This is a genomic window from Enterococcus sp. DIV0294 (assembly GCF_050558155.1).
Classification (GTDB): Bacteria; Bacillota; Bacilli; order Lactobacillales; family Enterococcaceae; genus Enterococcus; species Enterococcus faecalis.
In genome coordinates, this window is sequence record NZ_CP187889.1 from 838,633 (window position 1) to 859,527 (window position 20,895).

A 20,895-nucleotide genomic window follows, 5' to 3' on the forward strand; every position below is an offset into this window, starting at 1 on the left:
GTGTATATAGAAAACACCTACTGAAGACGCACAATACTTCCCCAAGTTGTGTATGTTTAGTAGGTGTTTTTAATACAATTGTATATTTGAATTATAAATAAAATACAATTGTTTTGTAAAATGAAAACTTGAATTTAAAAAAAGAAAGCGGTAAAATATGTTTACCAAACTTTTTGTTTTATTACTACCTCTTGTCGCCTTTCCCAAATGAGGCGGTATTTTTTTACATAAAAAATGTTGTAAATGTAACAGATCAGCGAATCGAACACGTATTTATGTTCAGGTTGGAACAAATGAAGGAAATCTTGAAATATGTGAGGAATTGGATGTTAAAAGAAGAGAAAAGAAAGGTGGTTCCTATTGACTATATTTTTTTCAAATGATAAAGTTTAGTTGACTAAATTGTTTAAATTTTAGATAGGGGGTACTAATAATGGCAAAAGCAATTGATGCAGCAAACTATATCATTGAAGAGTGCAATAGAAAAGGGTTTTCGATTAATAATTTGAAATTACAAAAATTATTATATTACTCTGAAGTAGAATGTCTAATTACTAGAAATACTAGCTTGTTTCAAGAAGATATAGAGAAATGGAAATTAGGCCCAGTTGTTCCTGCAGTCTATCATGAATTTAAACATTATGGTGCTAGTAATATTTATGAGACACAACCTGTACTTGTTTTTGATACTAAAAGTAATGATGTCTGGGATTTTAAGTTTGAAGCATTTAACCCTGATAGCCTTAGTATTCAAGAACGTGAATGTATTGATGCAGTAATAGAAAGTTCTGGAGATAAAGATCCATTTGATTTGGTAGAACAAACTCATCAAGAAAATTTATGGAAAGTAGATGAAGCAAGGATTGCTAATGGTGAAAAACATTTAAAATATGATAGATTTGAAATGAAAAGATTCTTTTCACAGGAGGATTAGCGTTGGCTGAAGTCAAAAATGCAGAGACTGTACTAGTAGAACAGGTTTTTCAACTAACAACAGAAGATTTAAAAGACACCCATAAATTTAATAATCTTAAGACTTTAATATTTCGATTTGACTCACAAAATGGCGAAAATATGCCATATCCGCAAATAACTGAATATATATATGTTCATGAAGAATACAATATAGAAAGTTTAAAAGAATTAATAGATTATGTATCTAATTCAAAGGATTGTGAAGAGATAGCACAATTCTTTTCTAAATTCATTAAACAAGCAGAATTAGCTGTTACTCAAAAACGACATTTTGAAAATCAAATAAAAAATGCCAATGAAAAATTAGCTAATATTGAAAAAACTGTAAAATCTGCTAATGAAGAATTTAATGATATAAGAAAAAATGTTTATACAGATTTTATATCCATCTTAGGGATATTTTCTGCATTATTGTTTGGACTATTTGTAGGATTTGATGCTTTTAAATCAATTATTGAAGGAATAACTTCTAATGCAAAAATATCAAGAGTCGTTATTTTAGGATCATTAATGTTAATGGGACTTTTAGCGCTAACATTTGTTTTGTTAAATGGTATAGCGATGTTAACAAACAAAACATTTAAAAATTGTTGTGAAGAAAAACATTGTAAACATAATCTATATCAAATGTATCCTGTTTTTACATTAAGCTTGTTAGCTTTAATTATAGTTATGCTAGCAGCATCTGTGGTTATGATTGCCAATTATTATGGTTTATTATATGAGTATCCTATGATGATAGGTGTAGGGATTGGAATTGTTATAATAGCTTTGTTTATCTTATCCTATTGTCTTGGATTGATAAGATTTCCTGATAATAAAAAATGATTTACATTAAAAACTATTCCTTTTTCAAGGAATAGTTTTTTGTATTTTCCGCACACACATTTTCCGCACACACATTTTCACCACAACTAGTTGCCTTTTTTGATTATACCTACCATAAACAGCAAGCTCTGTGCCATCAGGTAACATGAGTAATTCATCCGCCAATTCTTTTTTAGAAATAATGCAATCGATAGTCTCTTTTTGAGTCTGTAAAGAAAAGCGGACTAACATTTCTGGATAAGTAGTTAATACCTTGATTTTATGAATTGATCCTACATGATTGGGTTTCATATAAATCAACTCCTTGATAGTAGTTAACTATATTATATTAAGATTATTTTTATTCTTCTAAGTATGAAATGACCATACTTTGACCATACTCTTTAAGAAAATATAGGAACTATCAGAACATAGAATTTAATACAAATGCCTATTTTATAAGTGTTGAAGAAAGTTAGGGATTATTAGAAAAATTAAATCTTAAAGTATCAGTTTATCCAGTAGCTAACTAATACGATTAAAAAGCTGAATCTGCGGATTCAGCTTTTTTTGTCTTGCATAAAGGGTTAGCCGGAAAATAAAGAAACATCTCAAAATAAAAAAAATCTCACATTGGGTTTAACTGCTTGTCTGACAAGGTTAATTGATGATATATTTAATGTAATAACAAGCATGTTATAAAATAATTGAGTCAAAAGAAAGAAGGGTATTATGCAGAAGAATTTTAGTGTAGTAAAGAAGTACGTGAATTTGATTTTGGATATTGTATTAGGGATTTTAGGAGTTTTCTTATTAGTATTTATGGCTAGTTATTTAGTTGACCTCGCTACATATCTCATGAAGCCAATGACGCCGGATAATTTTTCAGTTATCATGCAAGAAATTATTTCATTCTTTATGTTATTTGAGTTTATTATGATGATTCTTCGCTATATTCAAGAAGGACACCATATTCCGATTCGTTATTTGATTTTAATTTGTTTAACCGCAATTTTACGTCAATTAATGGTTGCACATGGCGATGGCTTGCAGACTTTATTGTTATCTTTATCAATTCTTTTACTAGTGGTTGTGCTATTTATTCTCGGGTTAAATGGCAGCAAATTTTATACGCTAGGAAAAGCGAAAGTAGAAGAAGATCACGAGCAAGATTTTCATCATTAATCGAACATAATCAAAGACCGTCCAACGTGAGAATTTTTCTCTAACGTGGGGCGGTCTTTTTAATGCATAGTTAAATAGTTAACTCAATCAGTTCAATCGTTGGTAAGACACCAAAGCGTGCGCTGATTTTAGTGGTTCCGATTCCTGGGTGAACAATTAGCGGCGTTTCATCTTCTAAATGATAAAGCCCATGTGTATATTTTTTAGCAAGCTGATTTTTGTAAGTGAAAAAAGGCAAGCGAATCTGTCCGCCGTGACTATGTCCTGCTAAAATGAGGTCAATGTTTTTGTTGACTGCTGAGTCTGCGACATCTGGCTCATGGGTTAGTAGCAGAGTGGGCGTTCCAGTAGGGCGGTTGACTAAAGCCGCAGCTAAGTCGGTTTGTCCATATAACGAATCTTCTAAACCAGCGACGTACAAGGAGATGTGGTGTGAGACAGGCAGTAATTTGCCCGTGTTTTTTAGTACGGTAAAGTCGGCAGCTTCTAAGATTGTTTCGTAAAAATTGGTATCTAACCCGCTATACTCGTGGTTGCCATAAATAGCGAATTTGCCATAAGGGGCGTTAATTTTACGGAAAAGTTGACTCACTTCATCCTGAATTTCGATACCGAAACGGGCATAATCATCAAATAAGTCTCCTGTAAAAACGACTATGTCTGGTTGTAATGTATTTGTTTTTTCAACAATCTGTTTTAAGGCCTTCACAGAATAATTCTTTTTTAAATGAATATCAGAGAGTTGAACAATCCGTAAGGTTTTCCCTGATTCTGTTACTTTAATTTGATTTTTGTGTATGACTAAGCATTTAGGTTCAATAAAAAAACTATAGCTTAAAATGCCGATAATAATGAAAAATAGTGCCAGAAATAAATAAACGTTCATAATTTCCTCCTTGAAGTCGCTAAATTAGTTTACTACAAAAGTGTTAAGCAAAAAATAAGGAAAGGTAAAATTTTCAGTAAACTTTCTCGATGAAGTTTTTTGGTGATTCATGCTTTTCTGAAGCAAATTTGCTATAATGAAAAATGAGAAAAAAGAAAGAAGGTCGAACCAATGATGGCAAGAGTCGAAAAGTTACGGGAGTTAATGAAAGAAAATAATTTACAAGGATTTTTAGTGACAAGTCCGTATAATTTACGTTATTTAACCAATTTTACTGGGACAACAGGCTTGGCAATGATTACATTAGATAAAGCTTTTTTTGTAACGGATTTTCGTTATACGGAACAAGCTGCGGAACAAGCAACTGGTTTTACTATCGTTAAAAACACAGGACATATTTTTGACGAAGTAGCAGATTTAGCTGAACGTTTGCAATTAGATAATTTAGCTTTTGAAGAAACGCAAGTTAGTTTCGCTGATTATAGCTTATTGGAAGAAATTTTACCATGTGAATTAGTTCCTGTAATGGGTTTGATTGAAGAATTAAGAGAAGTGAAAGATGAAGAAGAAGTAGCGATTATTGAAAAAGCGTGTGCCATCGCGGATCAAGGATTTGCCTTTGTCTTAGAGATGATTAAACCTGGAATGACAGAGATTGAAGTGGCTAATCAATTAGATTTCTTCATGCGTTCAAAAGGAGCCAGTGGTGTTTCTTTTGAGACAATTGTGGCCAGCGGTCTACGTTCAGCGATGCCACATGGCGTTGCTAGCCATAAAGTCATCGAAAAAGGTGAGTTAATCACTTTAGATTTCGGTTGTTATTATGAAGGCTATGTTTCTGATATGACACGGACATTCGCTATTGGTAGTATTCAGCCAAAACTAAAAGAAATTTATGATATTGTTTTAGAAGCACAATTAAAAGTGTTAGCAGAAGCTAAACCTGGGTTGACGGGCATTCAATTAGATGCGATTGCACGGGATCATATTGCTTCCTATGGCTATGGCGATGCGTTTGGCCACAGTACTGGTCATGGCATTGGATTAGAAATTCATGAAGGGCCAAATGTTTCATTCCGAGCAGATAAACAGTTTGTACCAGGGAATGTGATTACGGACGAACCTGGAATTTATTTGCCAGGAATTGGTGGCGTGCGTATTGAGGACGATTTATTAATTACTGCTGAAGGTAATCGTGTATTAACACACGCGCCAAAAGAATTAATCATTTTATAAAGGTTGGGAGAACATGGATATCCAAGAGTATCAGCGGTTTATTAGCGCGTTTTATAAAAAACGTACCTGGTATCAATATGATCCGTTTATTCGTTCCAACTTTTTAACAGAAGAAGTCGGCGAAGTGTGTCGAGCCATTCGGACAATTGAAATTGGCCGTGATCGACCGGATGAAACAGTTTTGGCGGATGAAGAGAATCTGGAAAACTTAACGGAAGAGTTAGGCGATGTGTTGGATAATTTATTTATTCTAGCGGATAAATATGACATCTCTTTAGAAATGATTATGCAAAAGCATCGGACGAAACTAATGGAACGTTATCCTGAAGAATAAAGACGTAAAAATAAGAAAGCCAAAATTACTTGGTCTTTCTTATTTTTACGTCTAAAGGCTTGAATTAGAAATTTATGACAAGAAATTATCTGTTCTTTTAGTCAGAACTTAGCTTTTCTGGTAGCGAAATAGGCTAATTAATGATAAACTAAGAACGAGTATTGATAAGCAAAATTTGGACGTTCTTTCACAACTAACTGAAGAAACCAGTGTTGTTTTAATTTTTAAGAATCATCCGTTGCTTAAAAGAGAATCCTTAAGAGACTTAGTGATTCATCAAATAAATCGTTTATTTAACGATTTTGTGCGTAATAGATAAGGAGGACAACCAAATGTCAGAAGAAAAAAATCTTGTAATCAATGCAAACGATTCTTTAGGAGAAATCGTGATCGCTCCTGAAGTCATTGAAGTAATTATCGGAATCGCTGCTTCAAAAGTAGAGGGCGTTTATGGGATGCGTGGCACGTTTGCCAATAATGTGAATGAATTATTAGGCCGTGCAGCACACGGCAAAGGTGTATATTTACGAACAGAAGAAGAAGGCTTAAAAGTCGATATCTATTGTTACTTGAACTACGGTGTTTCTGTGCCAAAAGTTGCATTAGAAATGCAAGACCGTGTGAAACAACAAGTCTTATTTATGACAGATATTGATTTAGTTGAAGTGAATATTCATGTTGTAGCGGTAGTACCTGAAAAAATCCCTCAACCAGACTTAAATGAATTATTCCCAGAAGATGAAGATGGAGAAGAGAATGAGTAAAACAGAATTAACCCGTCACGAGATTCGTGAAAAAGCGCTCCAAGCCCTTTTTCCTTTAGATTTTAATGCTGATTTAACCAAACAAGATGCCATTGATTATGCATTGGCTTATGATAATCGGGAAATCGTCAGTGAAGATGGCGAAGACCTAGTCCCTACGTATTTAGATTTACTTGTCGGCGGTGTGTGTAGCCGCAAAGCAGAACTAGACGAAGTGATTACGAACCATTTAGGTAATAACTGGTCTATGCAACGCTTAGCAAAAATAGATATTGTTATTTTACGTTTAGCTATTTTTGAAATGCTATACGTTTCAGATGTGCCAAACATTGTGGCATTAAATGAAGCCGTTGAGTTAAGTAAAAAATACAGCGACGACCGTTCACGTAAATTTGTTAATGGTGTGTTATCAAATGTAATGAAAGAAATTGATTCAGAGGCGTAAGCTCTGAATCTTTTTTTACTATCTAACTGGTGTTAAGATACTGGGTTATATGCTAAAATAAATACTATTAAAGAAGTAAAGAAACAATAGAGGGAGCGAAGGAATGAGTACAGTAATTAACGGTCGTGAATTAGCAGATCAAATGCAAGCAGAGATTCAAAAAGATGTAGAAAAGATGACACAACAAGGCATCCAACCAGGATTAGTTGTTTTATTAGTTGGGGAAAATCCTGCCAGCCAAACGTATGTGAGAAATAAAGAACGTGCAGCAGCCAAAATTGGCATTCTGTCAAAGGTCGAAAAACTGCCAGAAACTATTTCAGAAGAAGAATTATTGGCTGAGATTGACAAATATAATCAAGATTCACGCTTTCATGGCATTCTTGTACAACTACCTTTGCCAAAACATATTGATGAAGAAAAGATTTTATTAGCGATTGATCCCAAAAAAGATGTAGATGGGTTCCATCCAATGAATTTAGGCCGTTTGTTTGTAGGCAAACCTGAAATGATTCCTTGCACGCCGTATGGAATTATGAAGATGTTTGAAGCTTATGATATTGATTTAACAGGTAAACGTGCGGTGATTATTGGTCGAAGCAATATTGTTGGCAAGCCAATGGCACAATTATTGTTAATGAAAAATGCGACCGTGACGATTGCCCATTCTAAAACTGAACATTTAGCAGAAGTTGCAAAAGAAGCGGATATTTTAGTTGTAGCAATTGGACGCGGGCATTTTGTCACCAAAGAGTTCGTGAAACCAGGTGCGGTAGTGATTGATGTGGGTATGAATCGCAATCAAGAAGGAAAACTGATTGGTGATGTAGCATTCGATGAAGTTTCTGAAATTGCAAGCTATATCACACCAGTTCCCAAAGGTGTTGGCCCAATGACGATTACCATGTTAATATATCAAACAGTCGAGGCAGCAAAAAAACAAAAGTAAGGTGAAAAAATGACGCAACAGTATTTAACAGTAACAGCCTTAACGAAGTATTTAAAACGTAAATTTGATGCAGACCCTTACTTAGGACGTGTCTATTTAACAGGTGAAATTTCGAACTTTCGCTTCCGAGCGAACGCGCATCAGTACTTCAGTTTAAAAGATGACCATGCGAAGATTTCTGCAATTATGTTTAAATCAGCCTTTCAAAAATTGAAGTTTCAACCAAAAGAAGGCATGAAAGTCATGGTGGTGGGGCGGATTTCGCTTTATGAAAACAGCGGCTCCTATCAAATTTATATTGAACATATGGAACCAGATGGTGTAGGTGCACTTTATCAAGCATTGGCAGAATTAAGAGAAAAACTAGGAAAAGAAGGACTTTTTGAAGGGCCTAAACAACAGTTGCCTCGTTATCCCAAACGAATCGCTGTGGTTACAAGTCCTAGTGGTGCTGTCATTCGGGATATCATTACGACAGTCAAAAGACGCTACCCAATTGCACAACTGGTCCTTTTTCCAACCTTGGTCCAAGGCGAGCAGGCGGCGGATGACATTGTGCGGAACATTCAGCGAGCCGATGCGCAAGGCGATTTTGATACGATGATCATCGGCCGTGGCGGTGGTTCAATCGAGGATTTATGGCCATTTAATGAAGAAAAAGTGGCTCGAGCCATTCATGCTGCCACCACACCGATTATTTCATCGGTTGGTCACGAAACAGATGTGACAATTGCCGATATGGTAGCAGATGTTCGTGCAGCAACGCCAACGGCAGCAGCGGAACTAGCGGTACCAGTTTTAAATGAAGAACTATTAAGAATTAGTGAACGGCGTAGTCGTTTAGAACAAAGCTTTTTATATCTCTTACAACAACGAACAGAACGTTTCCAACGACTACAAAATTCTTATGTGTTTAAGCAACCTGAGCGACTTTATGAAGGTCAAACGATTAAATTAGATCGAATGACGCAACGTCTTTTCCAAGCAATGACAACAATTCATCACCAAAAACAACGTCAAGCCCAAGGAATTATCGCTCAATTGCAACAACAGACACCAAAGGGACAATTAAGAGAAAGTCAGCAACAATTGGCATTTTTACAACGAAACTTGCAAACACAAATGACACAATTGTTCCTAAACAAACAAAAGCAATTCACGTCTGCTGTTCAACAATTAGACTTACTCAGCCCACTCAAAATTATGGGTCGAGGATATAGTTATACTACAAAAGAGGACCGTGTCGTTAAAACTGTTACCGAGTTACAGCCAGCAGATCAATTAACGATTCATTATGCTGACGGTGCAGTTCAAGCAAACGTCGAAACAATAACAGCGAAAAAAGAGGAGTTTTAAAATGCCAGCAAAAGAAAAAACGTTTGAAGAATCATTAAATGCCTTAGAAGAAATCGTTCAGCGCTTAGAACGAGGAGATGTTCCTTTGGAAGAAGCCTTAGCTGCCTTTCAAGAGGGCATGGCATTAAGTAAACAATGTCAAGATACATTGGAAAAAGCGGAAAAAACTTTAACGAAAATGATGACAGAAAACAATGAAGAAATTGTTTTTGAAGAGAGCGAGGAAGCGTAATGACGAATTTTAGTCAACAGCATTTACCGTTGGTTGAAAAAGTCATGGTCGATTTTATCGCAGAATATACTGAAAATGAGCGTTTGAAAGAAGCAATGCTCTACTCAATACACGCAGGTGGCAAACGATTACGCCCGCTATTAGTGTTAACAACAGTGGCCGCTTTTCAAAAAGAGATGGAAACACAAGACTATCAAGTGGCTGCCTCTTTAGAGATGATTCATACGTATTCATTAATTCATGATGATTTACCAGCAATGGACGATGATGATTTACGTCGTGGCAAACCAACCAATCATAAAGTGTTTGGTGAAGCGACTGCCATTTTAGCAGGGGACGGCTTATTAACAGGTGCATTTCAGTTGCTTTCTTTGAGTCAATTAGGCTTAAGTGAAAAAGTTTTACTGATGCAACAACTGGCAAAGGCAGCGGGAAATCAAGGCATGGTTGCCGGCCAAATGGGTGATATTGAAGGAGAAAAAGTCAGCTTGACTTTAGAAGAGTTAGCGGCTGTTCATGAAAAGAAAACCGGAGCGCTAATTGAATTCGCCTTAATTGCTGGGGGCGTATTAGCCAATCAAACAGAAGAAGTCATTGGTTTACTGACACAGTTTGCGCATCACTATGGCTTGGCTTTTCAAATTCGTGATGACTTATTAGATGCCACAAGTACAGAAGCAGATTTAGGTAAAAAAGTAGGCCGAGATGAAGCGTTGAATAAAAGTACGTATCCAGCTCTTCTAGGGATTGCTGGCGCGAAAGATGCGCTAACACATCAATTAGCAGAAGGCAGCGCTGTTTTAGAAAAAATCAAAGCAAATGTTCCCAACTTTTCAGAAGAACATTTAGCAAACTTGTTAACTCAGTTACAATTGAGATAGAAAGAAGGCACTTATGAAAAAAGAACGCGTCGATGTCTTGGCGTTTAATCAAGGACTATTTGAAACACGAGAAAAAGCCAAACGCAGCGTGATGGCTGGTTTGGTTTACAATGATAAAAATGAACGTTTAGATAAACCAGGGGAAAAAATTTCTGTGGAGACACCCTTACATACTAAGGGCCAAGTAATGCCTTATGTTTCTCGTGGGGGCTTAAAACTAGAGAAGGCACTAAATGTTTTTGCAATCAACGTTCAAGGCAAAACAATGCTAGATATTGGCTCCTCCACAGGTGGTTTTACCGATGTCGCTTTACAAAATGGGGCTCGTTTGAGTTACGCTTTAGATGTTGGCTATAACCAACTAGCATGGAAAATTCGGCAAGATGAACGCGTGGTGGTAATGGAACGTACCAATTTTCGCTATAGTAAACCTGAAGATTTCACCGAAGGGGTGCCGGATATTGCAACGATTGATGTTTCCTTTATTTCATTACGCTTAATTTTGCCACCTCTCCATGATATTTTGAAAAAAGGTGGTAGTGTGGTGGCGTTAATTAAGCCACAATTCGAAGCTGGCAAAGAGTTTGTTGGGAAAAAAGGAATCGTGCGTGATCCAGAAACCCATCAAATGGTTGTGGAGGAAATTACACGCTTTGCCATGAATAATGGTTATGATGTGAAAAACTTGGATTTTTCACCAATCACTGGTGGCGAAGGAAACATTGAATTTTTGGCACATTTAGTTTCTGTTGAGGGAGAAGGATCCTATCAAGCGACAGAATCCATTGAAGAAGTTGTCGCGCATGCGCATCAAAAATTAGCGGAATGATGAGAAAAGTTAGAAGAAAGAAGTGGACGCCTACGGGTGAAAGCTTCTTTTTTGTATAAATCTAGTAATTCATCTTTTAAAATGCATAAAAATAAGCTATGATGAGGGCAAGAGTAAACTGAAAAGGAGAGCGGCGCCATGAGAAAGCAAGATAGACACCGTTTAATTACACGTTTATTGACTGAAAAAAATATTCAAAAGCAAGAAGATTTTGTCAACTACTTACAAGAAAAGGGCGTAGCTGTAACACAAGCAACAATTTCTCGCGACATTAAAGATATGAAACTGATCAAAGTTCCATCTGCAGAAGGGGGTTATCGATATAGCCTTCCATTAGAAACACAAGCTAATACGAGTGCTAAACTTGCAAAGCTTTTAAAAGATGCCTTTGTAGCTGCAGAACAAATGGAAAAATATGTCGTATTACGAACCATTCCTGGCAATGCGGCGGCGTGTGGTAGTTTAATCGAAAAGAATTACCAAGAGAAACTTTTTGCCGTCATCAACGATGATGATAGTGTTCTCATGATTGCACGAACTGAGGAGGCGGCAGAAAAACTTCATAAAGAGCTGTTAAGCTATCTATAAAGAATGAGGTGAACAAGATGTTACAAGAACTTTCCGTGAGAAATTTTGCGATTATCTCTTCGTTACAATTAGAGTTTCAAATGGGTATGACCGTTTTAACGGGAGAAACGGGTGCGGGGAAATCCATCATTATTGATGCAATGGGATTACTCACAGGCGGACGCGGCTCCAGTGATTATATTCGTCAAGGAGCAAATAAATGCACCTTAGAAGGACTTTTTTCAATGCCGAAAAGTCAAGAATTAAAGCAATTATTAGAAGAATTAGGTATTGAAACAGAAGAAGATTCTTTAGTGATTCAACGAGATATTTCCGCTTCTGGTAAAAATGTTTGCCGTGTCAACGGACGAATTGTCAACATTACTAATTTAAAAAGAATTGGGGAATATTTAGTAGATATTCATGGCCAAAATGAACATCAAGAATTGATGCAAAGTGAACGCCATATTGATATGTTAGATGAATTTGGTGGGAAAAAACTTTTAGCAGTCAAAGAAAAATATACACGGGCATATCAAGAGTATCGCGCACTCGAAGCCAAAGTCAGAAAGCGACAAAAAAATGAAAAAGAGTTTGCCCAAAGAATGGACATGCTTCATTTTCAAAGTGATGAAATTGCTAGTGCCCAGTTGGTCGCTGGCGAAGAAGAACAATTGCTAGAAGAACGCAATAAACTGAACAATTTTCAAAAGATTGCTGATGCACTGACGATTAGTTATGCCGCACTAAATGGTGAAGACGATAGTAGTTTGGATAAAATCGGAACAAGTATGAATGAACTCGCTTCGATTGAATCCCTTGATCCAGAATATAAATCATTGTCAGATACTGTTCAAAATGCTTACTACTTACTACAAGAAGCTAGTGGAGATCTTTCTAGGTTGATTGATGGCTTAGAACTAGATGAAGGCCGCTTGAATGAAGTAGAAAATCGTTTGGAATTAATCCGTCAAATGAAACGTAAATATGGTGATTCGATCGAAACGATTTTATCTTACTATGAAGAAATCACCAAAGAGTTAGCAGAGGCTGATTTTTTGGAAGGTGGTACAGGTGACTTAGAAGCGTTGCTTGCAGAGAAACAACAAGCGGCTCATCAACAAGCGTTAGCTTTACGAAAAGAACGAAAGCGCCTAGCCAAAGAGCTTGAACAACAAATTTTAACCGAATTAAAAGAACTATATTTGGAGCGAACTGAATTTGAAGTCCGCTTTACAGAACTTGAGCATTTACAAGAAAATGGCTTAGACGGAGTAGAATTTTATATTACTACTAACCCAGGGGAACCATTAAAACCGTTAGTTCGGGTGGCTTCTGGCGGAGAACTTTCGCGAGTGATGCTGGCTATGAAAACAATCTTTTCTCAAACACAAGGGATCACTAGTATTGTTTTTGATGAAGTGGATACAGGAGTCAGTGGCCGAGTAGCACAGGCGATTGCCGATAAAATTTATCAAATTTCAGAAAATTCGCAGGTGTTGTGTATCACGCACTTGCCCCAAGTGGCGGCCGTTGCCAATGAACATTATTTTATTGAAAAAGAAATCGTGGCGGGTCGGACAGAAACAAGCGTCCGAATTTTATCTGAAAAAGAGCGAGTAAACGAAATTGCGCGTATGCTCGCAGGAAGTGAAATTACGAAATTAACCATTGAACATGCACAAGAGCTGTTGGCGATGGCGAAAAAATAGCCGCTCTATTTGAGCAAGTAAAAAAACAGCCCCTTCAATTGATAGAATGTAGTGACCCCAAAAAGTTAGACTTTTTATAGAGTGGATTTTTCCACTCTATTTTTATGCAGTTTTTTGATTGAATTGTCGAAATTCTACTGGGCTTTTCCAGTTAAGTTTTTCTTTGATTCGGTGATGATTGTAATAATAAATGTAGTTCTCAATTGCTTCTCTCAATTCATTTTGACTTTGATAGATTTTTCCATAGTACACTTCTTGTTTTAGGATACTGAAGAAATTCTCCATAGGAGAATTATCTAAACAGGTTCCTTTTCGAGACATACTTTGAAAGATATTATTGTCCTTTAATGTTTGTATATAGACATTCATTTGATAAGCCCAGCCTTGATCAGAGTGAAAGGTGCGCCGATAGGGACAATCATTTGTTTGAGAAATTGCTTCTTTCAGACCTTCCATAACTGTTTTACCATTTGGTTGAGTAGAAAGGCTATAGCTTAGAATTTCACTATTATACATATCCATAAATGGATCTAAGTATAGTTTTTTCTGACGAAAGATGCCTGCGTTATCTGCTTCAAAGTACTTAAATTCAGTTGTATCAGTTGTAATTTTTTGATGAGGAACAGAGGTTTTAAATCGGCGACGAATCAAATTTTTAGCGATTTTACTAACGGTTCCTTTATAGGAATTATATTTTCTGGATTTCTTAGTAAAAGCTTTGACTTGTAACTTTAACTTTTGTATTAATCGCTGGACTTTCTTTTTATTCACTTGAAATCCACGTCGTTTCAATTCTTGGGTCATCCTTCTATAGCCATAATGTTGATGTTTTTTACGAATCGCTTGAATTTCTTCTTCGATGATTTGTGTTGAAGCTGTTCTGTCGAGGCGTTTTTGCCAGTACATGTAAGTAGATTTTGGAAACCTTAGGGTTTCCAAAATATCTTTTAATCGAAAGTGTCTTCGGAGACTGTGAATGATTCGTGCGATTCGTTCATTTTTTGTTCGTCCTCTAAACGCAGTCTCCTCAATTCTTTTAAATAGGCATTCTCAATTTTTAACATTCTATTTTCTTTTTCTAGTTTCTCTACTTGAGATCGTTCACTTGGTAGTGGTTGGGGTTCATTTCGTTTCTTTTTAGACATGGTAGGTGGACGTCCTTTCTGTTTAGAGAGTCCCTCTATACCAAACTTCTGATACGTTCTAAGCCAATTCGCAATCAATGATTGATTGTTCATTTTTAGAAGATTAGCTACTTCTTGATAGGACAACTCTGTTGTTAAATATAACTCTATCGCATCTAGCTTAAATTGAACAGAGTAATTCTTATTTTTTCGACTGCGAAGTAGGCCTTCTTCACCAAGTTCTTTATAGGCATTTATCCATTTGCTTATTTGAGAACTATCTTTAAACCCATACTTCTTTGCGAGAAACCTTAGACCTCCTTGACCAGATAAGTAGTCATGAACAAGTTTAAGTTTAAATTCAAAACTGTATTTTGCCATACAAAAAAACCTCCAAAAGTTAGATTTCTAGGTCTAACTTTTGGGGGTCGGCTCAGAAAGGGCTGTTTTTTTACTTTTAATGTGTGAAGAAGTTCTCCAGTTTAAAGACTAAGAATCGCTGTTAAAACAGTTGAACCTACAATTGCGATCAGCATTAGCCAAACCACGACTTTCGTGATTTTTGAAAAGCGACTTTGTTCTTTGTCGTTCATAAATGACACGTCCTTTTTAATTTCTGCTAATAGTGTACAACCTTTTCCTGAAAACAGCAACCTAAAGTTATAAGAGATTCTTTTTCTTTAAAATTCGAATACTAATTATGCAGATTAAGGTAGTGATGGCAAAAATAATCCAAAAGGAATATTCATGCTCTGCAAAAGGGAGTTTCACATTCATGCCGTAAATTCCTCCGATGATGGTTGGAATGGTCAGGACAATTGTTAAGGATGTTAAAATTTTCATGACATTATTTAAGTTATTTGAAACGATTGCTGAAAAAGTATTACTAATGTTATCAACTAATTTTAGTTGTATTTTAGTCGTATTCAGTCCTTGTTCTAGTTCAATCAGAATATCCCTTAAAAATGGCAAATGTTTTTCTGGATGATTAAAAATTTCAGCGCTATATAAACGTTTTAATACTTTTAAATTATCCGTTAAAGCTGCTTCAAAATAAACTAGACTTTTTTGAATGTCCATAATCTGATACAATTGACTATTTTCTGTGGCTACTTGGAGCTCTCCTTCAAGTTTGTTGGTTTGTTGGATAAGTGCTTGTAAGTTTTTATTGAAGGAAAGGGCCATCTTCCATGAAAGGGCTAAAATTAAGGCCTTCTCAATAGAAAGATCTTGATGGGTGAACGCCTCTTTTTGAATCCCATGAACGATGTCGTTAGGCCCATTGCTAACAGTAATTAGTTTGTTATCGATGGTTGCGATTAAAGCAATCGGCACCGTTTCTACTTGCAGATAGCCACTAGGACTGATACTAGCTTTGGGATAACGAAATAAAAGTAACGTAGGCGTTTGTAATTTTTCGTGGCGGAAACCTTCCACTCGAGCATTTTCTTCATCATCTAAAACGCCGGTAAGATAATCTGTTGGTAAGTGGTATTGATTGACGAGACGCTCGATTTCTTCTTCTGTAGGAGATTCTACCGAAATCCAACTTAGGGCTTCATCGTCTGGTGAACAAGGTTCAAAATAGTCATTTTTCAATAATAAATAATTAATCAAAAGATTCACCCCGAATCAACATTTTTTGTTCTAAATCCATTATAATAGAAGTATGACACAATACGAGAAGAAAAGCTTATAAAAAACATTCAAAAATAAGTGGCCGCGATAGGTGAGGCCTCGTTTTGAAAATGGTTTGATAAGTAATCCGTTGTTTATATGAAAAAGCAAGCAAAAAGGGCTTTTAGCACATATATTTAAACGAAATGAAACATCTGTGTAACGTTGATGAAGTATAGTTATAGCAGGTGGAATGAAAGGATTTGTTGAGAGAATGGTGTCGTTTTCGGCAATAATGTTATTTTGGTATATTTTTCCGGTAATTGTGCTCTTTGCGTGCAATTTTCTCGTGTCCACTTTTTCCCTAACGGAACGTTGGAAAATAAAAGCACCGGATTTGGCCATTCCGTTTTTATTCATAGGGATCCATGAGTTATCCAAAGATAGTTATGATGAATCGATTATGCCGTATTTTGTGATTTCTATTTTGTTATTAGGAGTCGCTGTTGCCCTGTTTCAAGCTTATTATTATGGAGAGATTTTATATAGACGATATTTCAAGATGTTTTGGCGGTTGACGTTTTTACTAACGTTTGTGTTGTATGTGTTGCTTATCTTGCTAAATATCAGTCATTATCTACTGTAATAAAGCGTGGAGACAATAGGGGAAATACGCTGTGGGAAAATGTCCCCCACAACTCCCCACTCCGTGGGGTTTTTTTGTTATTTGTGGGGTTATTTTATAAAAAACATAGTAAAAACCTTGTTATAATAACATTTTTTGTTGGGTGATGCTTGTTACATAAAACCCTGTAAATATTACAGAAATTTTAAATAACAGTTAAAAAATAGAAGTTTTTAGATTTATAGTGGTAGAAAGTGGTGGGATGTGGTAGACTTGTTCTATCAAGTGGAAAAGCGGGTGTATTGGCTATGTTTATGGGTGAATACCAACATAATATCGATGCCAAAGGCCGCCTAATCGTTCCATCAAAGTTTCGTGAGGAACTTGGTGAAAAATTTGTGGTAACGAGAGGGATGGATGGCTGTTTATTTGGTTATCCTTTAAATGAATGGTCACAACTTGAAGCAAAACTTCAAGAAATGCCCTTAGCTAAGAAAGATGCACGTACCTTTGTACGATTCTTTTATTCCGCTGCAACAGAATGTGAGATTGATAAGCAAGGTCGTATCAATATTCCGGCGAATTTACGAACACATGCCAGTTTAGAAAAAGGCTGTGTTGTTATCGGCGTCTCTAACCGAATTGAAATTTGGAGTGACGAACGTTGGCATGCATTCTCTGATGAAGCTGAAGAAAACTTTGATGAATTAGCAGAAACAATGATTGATTTTGGATTTTAGGAATGAGGCAAATGATGACTGAAGAATTTCGCCATTACACTGTTCTTTTAAAAGAAACAGTGGATGGATTACAAGTGAAGCCGGATGGCGTATACGTAGATTGCACACTCGGTGGTGCCGGACATAGTGAATACTTACTGACACAATTGAATGAGCACGGTCATTTATATGCCTTTGATCAAGACCAAAAAGCGTTGGCACATGCTAAGACTCGTTTGCAGAAATATGTAGACAAAGGTCAAGTGACCTTCATCAAATCAAATTTTAGAAATATTAAAGAAGAATTGGCAGAACACGGGGTGTTCCATGTTGATGGGATTCTATACGATCTAGGTGTTTCTTCACCACAATTAGATGAAGCGGAACGTGGTTTTAGCTATCATCAAGACGCACCCTTAGATATGCGCATGGATCAAGACGCACCCTTGACGGCTCGCGAAGTGGTGAATACGTATAGCTATAGTGAGTTAGTAAAAATTTTCTTTCGTTATGGGGAAGAGAAATTTTCGAAACAGATTGCTCGAGAAATTGAACGTGTTCGTGAAAAGCAGCCAATTGAAACAACAGGTGAACTTGTTGAGATTATTAAGACGGCGATTCCAGCTCCAGCAAGACGCAAAGGTGGACATCCTGCAAAACGAATTTTCCAAGCAATTCGCATTGCCGTTAATGATGAATTAGGGGCAGTTGAAGAGTCGCTAGAACAAGCAATTGATTTGCTAGCGAAAAATGGCAGAATCAGTGTGATTACGTTCCATTCGTTAGAAGATCGTATTGTTAAAACAATGTTTAAAGAATACAGTACGGTACAAGATTTGCCACCAGGCATTCCAGTGGTACCAGAAGAATTTCAACCAGAATTAAAAGTAATTACCAGAAAACCAATTTTACCAAGTGACAGTGAGTTATCTGAGAATAATCGTTCACGAAGTGCGAAGTTACGCATTGCCGAAAAAATAAAATCTAGATAGAGAGAGGGGTAGACACATGGCTGAATTGAAGAAAGTAAATGATTTCCATTATGAAGCACCAGAAATGGATCAGCCAACTGTGGCAACAGAGCAAGACAGAAAAATGCAAGAGGAAACACTACCTGTCCCCACTCTATTACCCAAAAAGAAACTAAAAAATGTCTCTTTACTAGAAAAATTAATCGGTGTTGTATTAGTTTGTGCAACGATTGGTATTGCAATTGCGACAATTCAAGTAAGAACGACAATTGTCCAAACCATGAACGATATTACAGAAACACAAGCAGTCATTAAAGAAAAGGAAGATAACGCTTTGAAATTGGAACAAGAAAGAAGCGAACTTTCTAAATCAGATCGAATCAAAGATGTCGCTAAAAAACAAGGACTAGAAAATAACGGCGACAATGTTAGGACTGTTAAATAATGAGTAAAAGACATAAATTTAAACAATTCATGAAAAAGAAAAACTTAAATCCGATGAACAATCGTAAAAAAGTAGGCATCATTTTATTCGCTACGAGTATTGGATTGTTCTTTTTATTTGCCTTTAGAACGACATACATTGTGGCAACAGGCAAAGTAGCCGGTGTATCACTAAAGGAAAAAACAGCTTCTCTATATGAAGGAAGCCAAGTGGTAAAAGCTAAGCGAGGATCAATTTTAGATCGATATGGTAATCCAATTGCAGAAGATGCTACTTCCTATTCGTTATATGTCGTATTATCAAAAAAATATACGGGACAAAATAATGAAAAGCTATATGCGGAGAAAAAAGACTTCGATGATATTGCTGAAATTTTAGCGAAATATACCAAACTAGACAAAAAAACAGCATTGAAATACTTGAATAATGGGATCCATGAAGATGGGTCAACACAATATCAAGTGGAATTTGGTACGGGTGGTCAAAACATCACCTTGGAAACACGCCAAAAAATTGAAGCAGATTTGAAAAAGAAAAAAATTTCAGGTGTTTATTTCAATGAACATCCAGCCAGATTATATCCCAATGGTCAGTTTGCTTCTCACTTTATTGGCTATACAAAAGCAGCCAATCCAGATGATGATAAAGAAGGCTTAGTAGGAGCAATGGGACTAGAACAGACCTATAATGATATTTTAAGTGGAACCGATGGCCGTGTGTATTTTGAAAAAGATATTTATGGCAATGCCTTACCAGGAACTGTGGCGGAAGAGAAAAAAGCAGTGGATGGTCAAGATATTTACACGACGCTAGATAGTCGCTTGCAAAATACCTTAGAAGATTTAATGACGCAAGTTAATGAAAAATATGAACCAGTTTCTATGACTGCCATGTTAATGGAAGCAAAAACAGGCGAAATTGTTGCCATGTCTCAACGGCCAACATTTAATCCTGAAACGAAACAAGGGTTAGACGATAATGGCACGTGGCAGAACCTATTAGTTGAAAGTCCTTATGAACCAGGCTCAACAATCAAATTATTTACAACAGCTGCTTCTATGGAACAAGGACAGTTTAATCCTAATGAATTATTCAATCGTGTTGGTGGAATTCAGGTTGGGGATGTAACTGTGAATGACCATGACTACACTCGGTTGAACGGCAAAGAATATTTGAATTATCGTCAAGCCATTTCTTGGTCTAGTAATATTGGTATGGTAAAACTAGAACAAAAAATGGGTGATGAAAAATGGATGGAATATTTGAAAAAATTTGGTTTTGGTACGAGCACGCATTCAGGTTTAAGTGGTGAATCTGCTGGTAAATTGCCAGGAACAAACTTTGTAGATAGAGCAATGTCGGCATTTGGTCAAGCAATTACAGTTACTAATTTCCAAATGATGAAAGGTTTCTCAGCTATTGCAAATGACGGTTCAATGTTGCAACCTCATTACATCAGCAAAATTGTTGACAAAAATACAGGAAAAGAAACGATTACGGAACCACAAATCGTAGGAACCCCAATCAAAGCGCAAACAGCTCAACAGATTCGTACGTACATGATTGATACCGTTGAAGACCCAACTTATGGGATTGCGTATGATATTTATAAAGTACCAGGCTATCATGTTGCTGCCAAAACAGGAACTGCCCAGATTTCAGATGGTAAAGGGTACGTTGATGGGGCAAGTCAAGTCTTGTCTTCTGTAGTGGAAATGGTCCCAGCGGATAATCCTGAATATGTTTTGTATATTACACTTAGACAAGCAAAATCAGGTTCGCCTTCAGAAGCAATGGCGGCAATTGCAAACCCATTAATGAAATTAGCGTTAGACATTAAAGAGACAGATCCGGAAACAACGAAAGTAGCTTCTGATAAAGTCACAGTTGCTGATTATAAAAACATGACACCAGCGGAAGCGTTGGCCAATGCCAAAGTGAACGGGGTGGATCCTGTGATTATCGGTGATGGTGAAAAAATCAAGAAACAATCAACACCGTCTGGTCAAACATTAATGCCTAATCAGAAATTGATTTTGATCACAAATGGAACGAACTATATGCCTGATTTAACCGGCTGGTCGAAGAGCGATGTTACCAAGTTTGGTGATCTATTAGGTTTGACTGTCGAGTTTAAAGGTGAAGGCTATGTGACGAAACAAAGTATCGCTGCTGAAACTGAAATTACGGAGAAAAAATTAACCGTGACTTTAGAAGGCACAGAATAATAACGTAG

Annotated in this window: 23 protein-coding genes and 1 pseudogene; 19 read left to right on the forward strand and 5 right to left on the reverse strand. The window is 36.4% G+C overall.

The window, feature by feature from the left end:
* The first annotated feature begins 433 nt into the window (after positions 1–433).
* Both IGJ20_RS04190 and IGJ20_RS04195 read left to right on the forward strand, forming a co-directional pair.
* Positions 434–934, forward strand: a complete 501-nt coding sequence (locus tag IGJ20_RS04190) for a Panacea domain-containing protein (RefSeq protein WP_075575597.1) — start codon at positions 434–436, stop codon at positions 932–934.
* Between the two features lie 2 nt (positions 935–936).
* Positions 937–1,803, forward strand: a complete 867-nt coding sequence (locus tag IGJ20_RS04195) for a hypothetical protein (RefSeq protein ID WP_016633090.1) — start codon at positions 937–939, stop codon at positions 1,801–1,803.
* A 24-nt stretch (positions 1,804–1,827) separates the two neighbouring features.
* Here IGJ20_RS04195 and IGJ20_RS04200 read toward each other — a convergent pair whose 3' ends face one another.
* Complete coding sequence (locus IGJ20_RS04200) at positions 1,828–2,094, reverse strand: hypothetical protein (RefSeq protein WP_075575598.1); 267 nt, start codon at positions 2,092–2,094, stop codon at positions 1,828–1,830.
* Positions 2,095–2,514: 420 nt separating this feature from the next.
* On the opposite strand from IGJ20_RS04200, the gene psiE reads away from it, so the two are divergent.
* Positions 2,515–2,967 carry a phosphate-starvation-inducible protein PsiE gene (gene psiE, locus IGJ20_RS04205; RefSeq protein ID WP_002355869.1) on the forward strand — a complete coding sequence of 151 codons (453 nt, stop codon included), beginning with the start codon at positions 2,515–2,517 and terminating at the stop codon, positions 2,965–2,967.
* A 70-nt stretch (positions 2,968–3,037) separates the two neighbouring features.
* Here the strand turns inward: psiE and IGJ20_RS04210 are convergent, their stop codons facing one another.
* On the reverse strand, positions 3,038–3,853 hold the full coding sequence (locus IGJ20_RS04210) for a metallophosphoesterase (protein WP_010777490.1): 816 nt from the start codon (positions 3,851–3,853) through the stop codon (positions 3,038–3,040).
* Positions 3,854–4,024: 171 nt separating this feature from the next.
* On the opposite strand from IGJ20_RS04210, the gene IGJ20_RS04215 reads away from it, so the two are divergent.
* The 11 genes from IGJ20_RS04215 (at position 4,025) to recN (ending at position 13,158) form a co-directional block, all read left to right on the forward strand.
* A complete protein-coding gene (locus tag IGJ20_RS04215; RefSeq protein WP_002391500.1) occupies positions 4,025–5,089 on the forward strand; it encodes a M24 family metallopeptidase in 1,065 nt (354 codons plus the stop codon).
* Positions 5,090–5,102: 13 nt separating this feature from the next.
* Positions 5,103–5,423 (forward strand): MazG-like family protein, encoded by a 321-nt coding sequence (locus IGJ20_RS04220; protein ID WP_202522396.1) that lies wholly within the window; start codon positions 5,103–5,105, stop codon positions 5,421–5,423.
* Positions 5,424–5,755: 332 nt separating this feature from the next.
* Positions 5,756–6,187: an Asp23/Gls24 family envelope stress response protein gene (locus IGJ20_RS04225; RefSeq protein WP_002355874.1), complete on the forward strand. Its 432-nt coding sequence runs from the start codon at positions 5,756–5,758 to the stop codon at positions 6,185–6,187.
* Entirely contained in the window at positions 6,180–6,632 is a 453-nt protein-coding gene (nusB, locus tag IGJ20_RS04230; RefSeq protein WP_002355875.1) for a transcription antitermination factor NusB, read from the forward strand. The genes IGJ20_RS04225 and nusB overlap by 8 nt, the downstream gene beginning before the upstream one ends.
* Before the next feature lie 103 nt (positions 6,633–6,735).
* A complete protein-coding gene (locus IGJ20_RS04235) occupies positions 6,736–7,581 on the forward strand; it encodes a bifunctional methylenetetrahydrofolate dehydrogenase/methenyltetrahydrofolate cyclohydrolase (RefSeq protein ID WP_202522397.1) in 846 nt (281 codons plus the stop codon).
* 9 nt (positions 7,582–7,590) lie between these two features.
* Entirely contained in the window at positions 7,591–8,937 is a 1,347-nt protein-coding gene (xseA, locus tag IGJ20_RS04240; protein WP_010707749.1) for an exodeoxyribonuclease VII large subunit, read from the forward strand.
* Between the two features lies 1 nt (position 8,938).
* Positions 8,939–9,169: an exodeoxyribonuclease VII small subunit gene (locus IGJ20_RS04245; RefSeq protein WP_002355878.1), complete on the forward strand. Its 231-nt coding sequence runs from the start codon at positions 8,939–8,941 to the stop codon at positions 9,167–9,169.
* Positions 9,169–10,050: a polyprenyl synthetase family protein gene (locus IGJ20_RS04250; RefSeq protein ID WP_002355879.1), complete on the forward strand. Its 882-nt coding sequence runs from the start codon at positions 9,169–9,171 to the stop codon at positions 10,048–10,050. The genes IGJ20_RS04245 and IGJ20_RS04250 overlap by 1 nt, the downstream gene beginning before the upstream one ends.
* Before the next feature lie 13 nt (positions 10,051–10,063).
* On the forward strand, positions 10,064–10,879 hold the full coding sequence (locus tag IGJ20_RS04255; RefSeq protein ID WP_002355880.1) for a TlyA family RNA methyltransferase: 816 nt from the start codon (positions 10,064–10,066) through the stop codon (positions 10,877–10,879).
* A 138-nt stretch (positions 10,880–11,017) separates the two neighbouring features.
* A complete protein-coding gene (locus tag IGJ20_RS04260) occupies positions 11,018–11,467 on the forward strand; it encodes an arginine repressor (RefSeq protein ID WP_002358881.1) in 450 nt (149 codons plus the stop codon).
* A gap of 17 nt (positions 11,468–11,484) precedes the next feature.
* On the forward strand, positions 11,485–13,158 hold the full coding sequence (gene recN, locus IGJ20_RS04265; RefSeq protein ID WP_202522398.1) for a DNA repair protein RecN: 1,674 nt from the start codon (positions 11,485–11,487) through the stop codon (positions 13,156–13,158).
* 102 nt (positions 13,159–13,260) lie between these two features.
* Here the strand turns inward: recN and IGJ20_RS04270 are convergent.
* The 3 genes and pseudogenes from IGJ20_RS04270 to IGJ20_RS04280 all read right to left on the reverse strand — a co-directional run bounded on the left by IGJ20_RS04270 (position 13,261) and on the right by IGJ20_RS04280 (position 15,908).
* Positions 13,261–14,663, reverse strand: a pseudogene (locus tag IGJ20_RS04270) (IS3 family transposase).
* Between the two features lie 101 nt (positions 14,664–14,764).
* On the reverse strand, positions 14,765–14,875 hold the full coding sequence (locus IGJ20_RS04275) for a DUF4044 domain-containing protein (RefSeq protein WP_002383399.1): 111 nt from the start codon (positions 14,873–14,875) through the stop codon (positions 14,765–14,767).
* Between the two features lie 67 nt (positions 14,876–14,942).
* Positions 14,943–15,908, reverse strand: a complete 966-nt coding sequence (locus IGJ20_RS04280) for a magnesium transporter CorA family protein (RefSeq protein WP_002402987.1) — start codon at positions 15,906–15,908, stop codon at positions 14,943–14,945.
* A gap of 244 nt (positions 15,909–16,152) precedes the next feature.
* Between IGJ20_RS04280 and IGJ20_RS04285 the strand changes: the two genes are divergently transcribed.
* The 5 genes from IGJ20_RS04285 to IGJ20_RS04305 all read left to right on the forward strand — a co-directional run bounded on the left by IGJ20_RS04285 (position 16,153) and on the right by IGJ20_RS04305 (position 20,887).
* The gene (locus tag IGJ20_RS04285) at positions 16,153–16,545 is read left to right on the forward strand and encodes a DUF3397 domain-containing protein (protein ID WP_002383401.1); all 393 of its coding nucleotides are present in this window, start codon (positions 16,153–16,155) and stop codon (positions 16,543–16,545) included.
* Between the two features lie 287 nt (positions 16,546–16,832).
* The gene (mraZ, locus tag IGJ20_RS04290) at positions 16,833–17,264 is read left to right on the forward strand and encodes a division/cell wall cluster transcriptional repressor MraZ (protein WP_202522400.1); all 432 of its coding nucleotides are present in this window, start codon (positions 16,833–16,835) and stop codon (positions 17,262–17,264) included.
* Positions 17,265–17,278: 14 nt separating this feature from the next.
* Complete coding sequence (gene rsmH, locus IGJ20_RS04295) at positions 17,279–18,235, forward strand: 16S rRNA (cytosine(1402)-N(4))-methyltransferase RsmH (RefSeq protein ID WP_002355891.1); 957 nt, start codon at positions 17,279–17,281, stop codon at positions 18,233–18,235.
* 16 nt (positions 18,236–18,251) lie between these two features.
* On the forward strand, positions 18,252–18,659 hold the full coding sequence (ftsL, locus tag IGJ20_RS04300; RefSeq protein WP_002358883.1) for a cell division protein FtsL: 408 nt from the start codon (positions 18,252–18,254) through the stop codon (positions 18,657–18,659).
* On the forward strand, positions 18,659–20,887 hold the full coding sequence (locus tag IGJ20_RS04305) for a penicillin-binding protein (protein WP_002381310.1): 2,229 nt from the start codon (positions 18,659–18,661) through the stop codon (positions 20,885–20,887). The genes ftsL and IGJ20_RS04305 overlap by 1 nt, the downstream gene beginning before the upstream one ends.
* Positions 20,888–20,895 lie beyond the last annotated feature (8 nt).

Bases quoted from the DNA above. Each gene is read 5' to 3' on its own strand.
- IGJ20_RS04190 (WP_075575597.1), top strand. From the start codon at position 434: ATGGCAAAAGCAATTGATGCAGCAAACTATATCATTGAAGAGTGCAAT.
- IGJ20_RS04200 (WP_075575598.1), bottom strand. From the start codon at position 2,094: ATGAAACCCAATCATGTAGGATCAATTCATAAAATCAAGGTATTAACT.
- psiE (WP_002355869.1), top strand. From the start codon at position 2,515: ATGCAGAAGAATTTTAGTGTAGTAAAGAAGTACGTGAATTTGATTTTG.
- IGJ20_RS04210 (WP_010777490.1), bottom strand. From the start codon at position 3,853: ATGAACGTTTATTTATTTCTGGCACTATTTTTCATTATTATCGGCATT.
- IGJ20_RS04215 (WP_002391500.1), top strand. From the start codon at position 4,025: ATGATGGCAAGAGTCGAAAAGTTACGGGAGTTAATGAAAGAAAATAAT.
- IGJ20_RS04220 (WP_202522396.1), top strand. From the start codon at position 5,103: ATGGATATCCAAGAGTATCAGCGGTTTATTAGCGCGTTTTATAAAAAA.
- IGJ20_RS04225 (WP_002355874.1), top strand. From the start codon at position 5,756: ATGTCAGAAGAAAAAAATCTTGTAATCAATGCAAACGATTCTTTAGGA.
- nusB (WP_002355875.1), top strand. From the start codon at position 6,180: ATGAGTAAAACAGAATTAACCCGTCACGAGATTCGTGAAAAAGCGCTC.
- IGJ20_RS04235 (WP_202522397.1), top strand. From the start codon at position 6,736: ATGAGTACAGTAATTAACGGTCGTGAATTAGCAGATCAAATGCAAGCA.
- xseA (WP_010707749.1), top strand. From the start codon at position 7,591: ATGACGCAACAGTATTTAACAGTAACAGCCTTAACGAAGTATTTAAAA.
- IGJ20_RS04245 (WP_002355878.1), top strand. From the start codon at position 8,939: ATGCCAGCAAAAGAAAAAACGTTTGAAGAATCATTAAATGCCTTAGAA.
- IGJ20_RS04250 (WP_002355879.1), top strand. From the start codon at position 9,169: ATGACGAATTTTAGTCAACAGCATTTACCGTTGGTTGAAAAAGTCATG.
- IGJ20_RS04255 (WP_002355880.1), top strand. From the start codon at position 10,064: ATGAAAAAAGAACGCGTCGATGTCTTGGCGTTTAATCAAGGACTATTT.
- IGJ20_RS04260 (WP_002358881.1), top strand. From the start codon at position 11,018: ATGAGAAAGCAAGATAGACACCGTTTAATTACACGTTTATTGACTGAA.
- recN (WP_202522398.1), top strand. From the start codon at position 11,485: ATGTTACAAGAACTTTCCGTGAGAAATTTTGCGATTATCTCTTCGTTA.
- IGJ20_RS04275 (WP_002383399.1), bottom strand. From the start codon at position 14,875: ATGAACGACAAAGAACAAAGTCGCTTTTCAAAAATCACGAAAGTCGTG.
- IGJ20_RS04285 (WP_002383401.1), top strand. From the start codon at position 16,153: ATGAAAGGATTTGTTGAGAGAATGGTGTCGTTTTCGGCAATAATGTTA.
- mraZ (WP_202522400.1), top strand. From the start codon at position 16,833: ATGTTTATGGGTGAATACCAACATAATATCGATGCCAAAGGCCGCCTA.
- rsmH (WP_002355891.1), top strand. From the start codon at position 17,279: ATGACTGAAGAATTTCGCCATTACACTGTTCTTTTAAAAGAAACAGTG.
- ftsL (WP_002358883.1), top strand. From the start codon at position 18,252: ATGGCTGAATTGAAGAAAGTAAATGATTTCCATTATGAAGCACCAGAA.
- IGJ20_RS04305 (WP_002381310.1), top strand. From the start codon at position 18,659: ATGAGTAAAAGACATAAATTTAAACAATTCATGAAAAAGAAAAACTTA.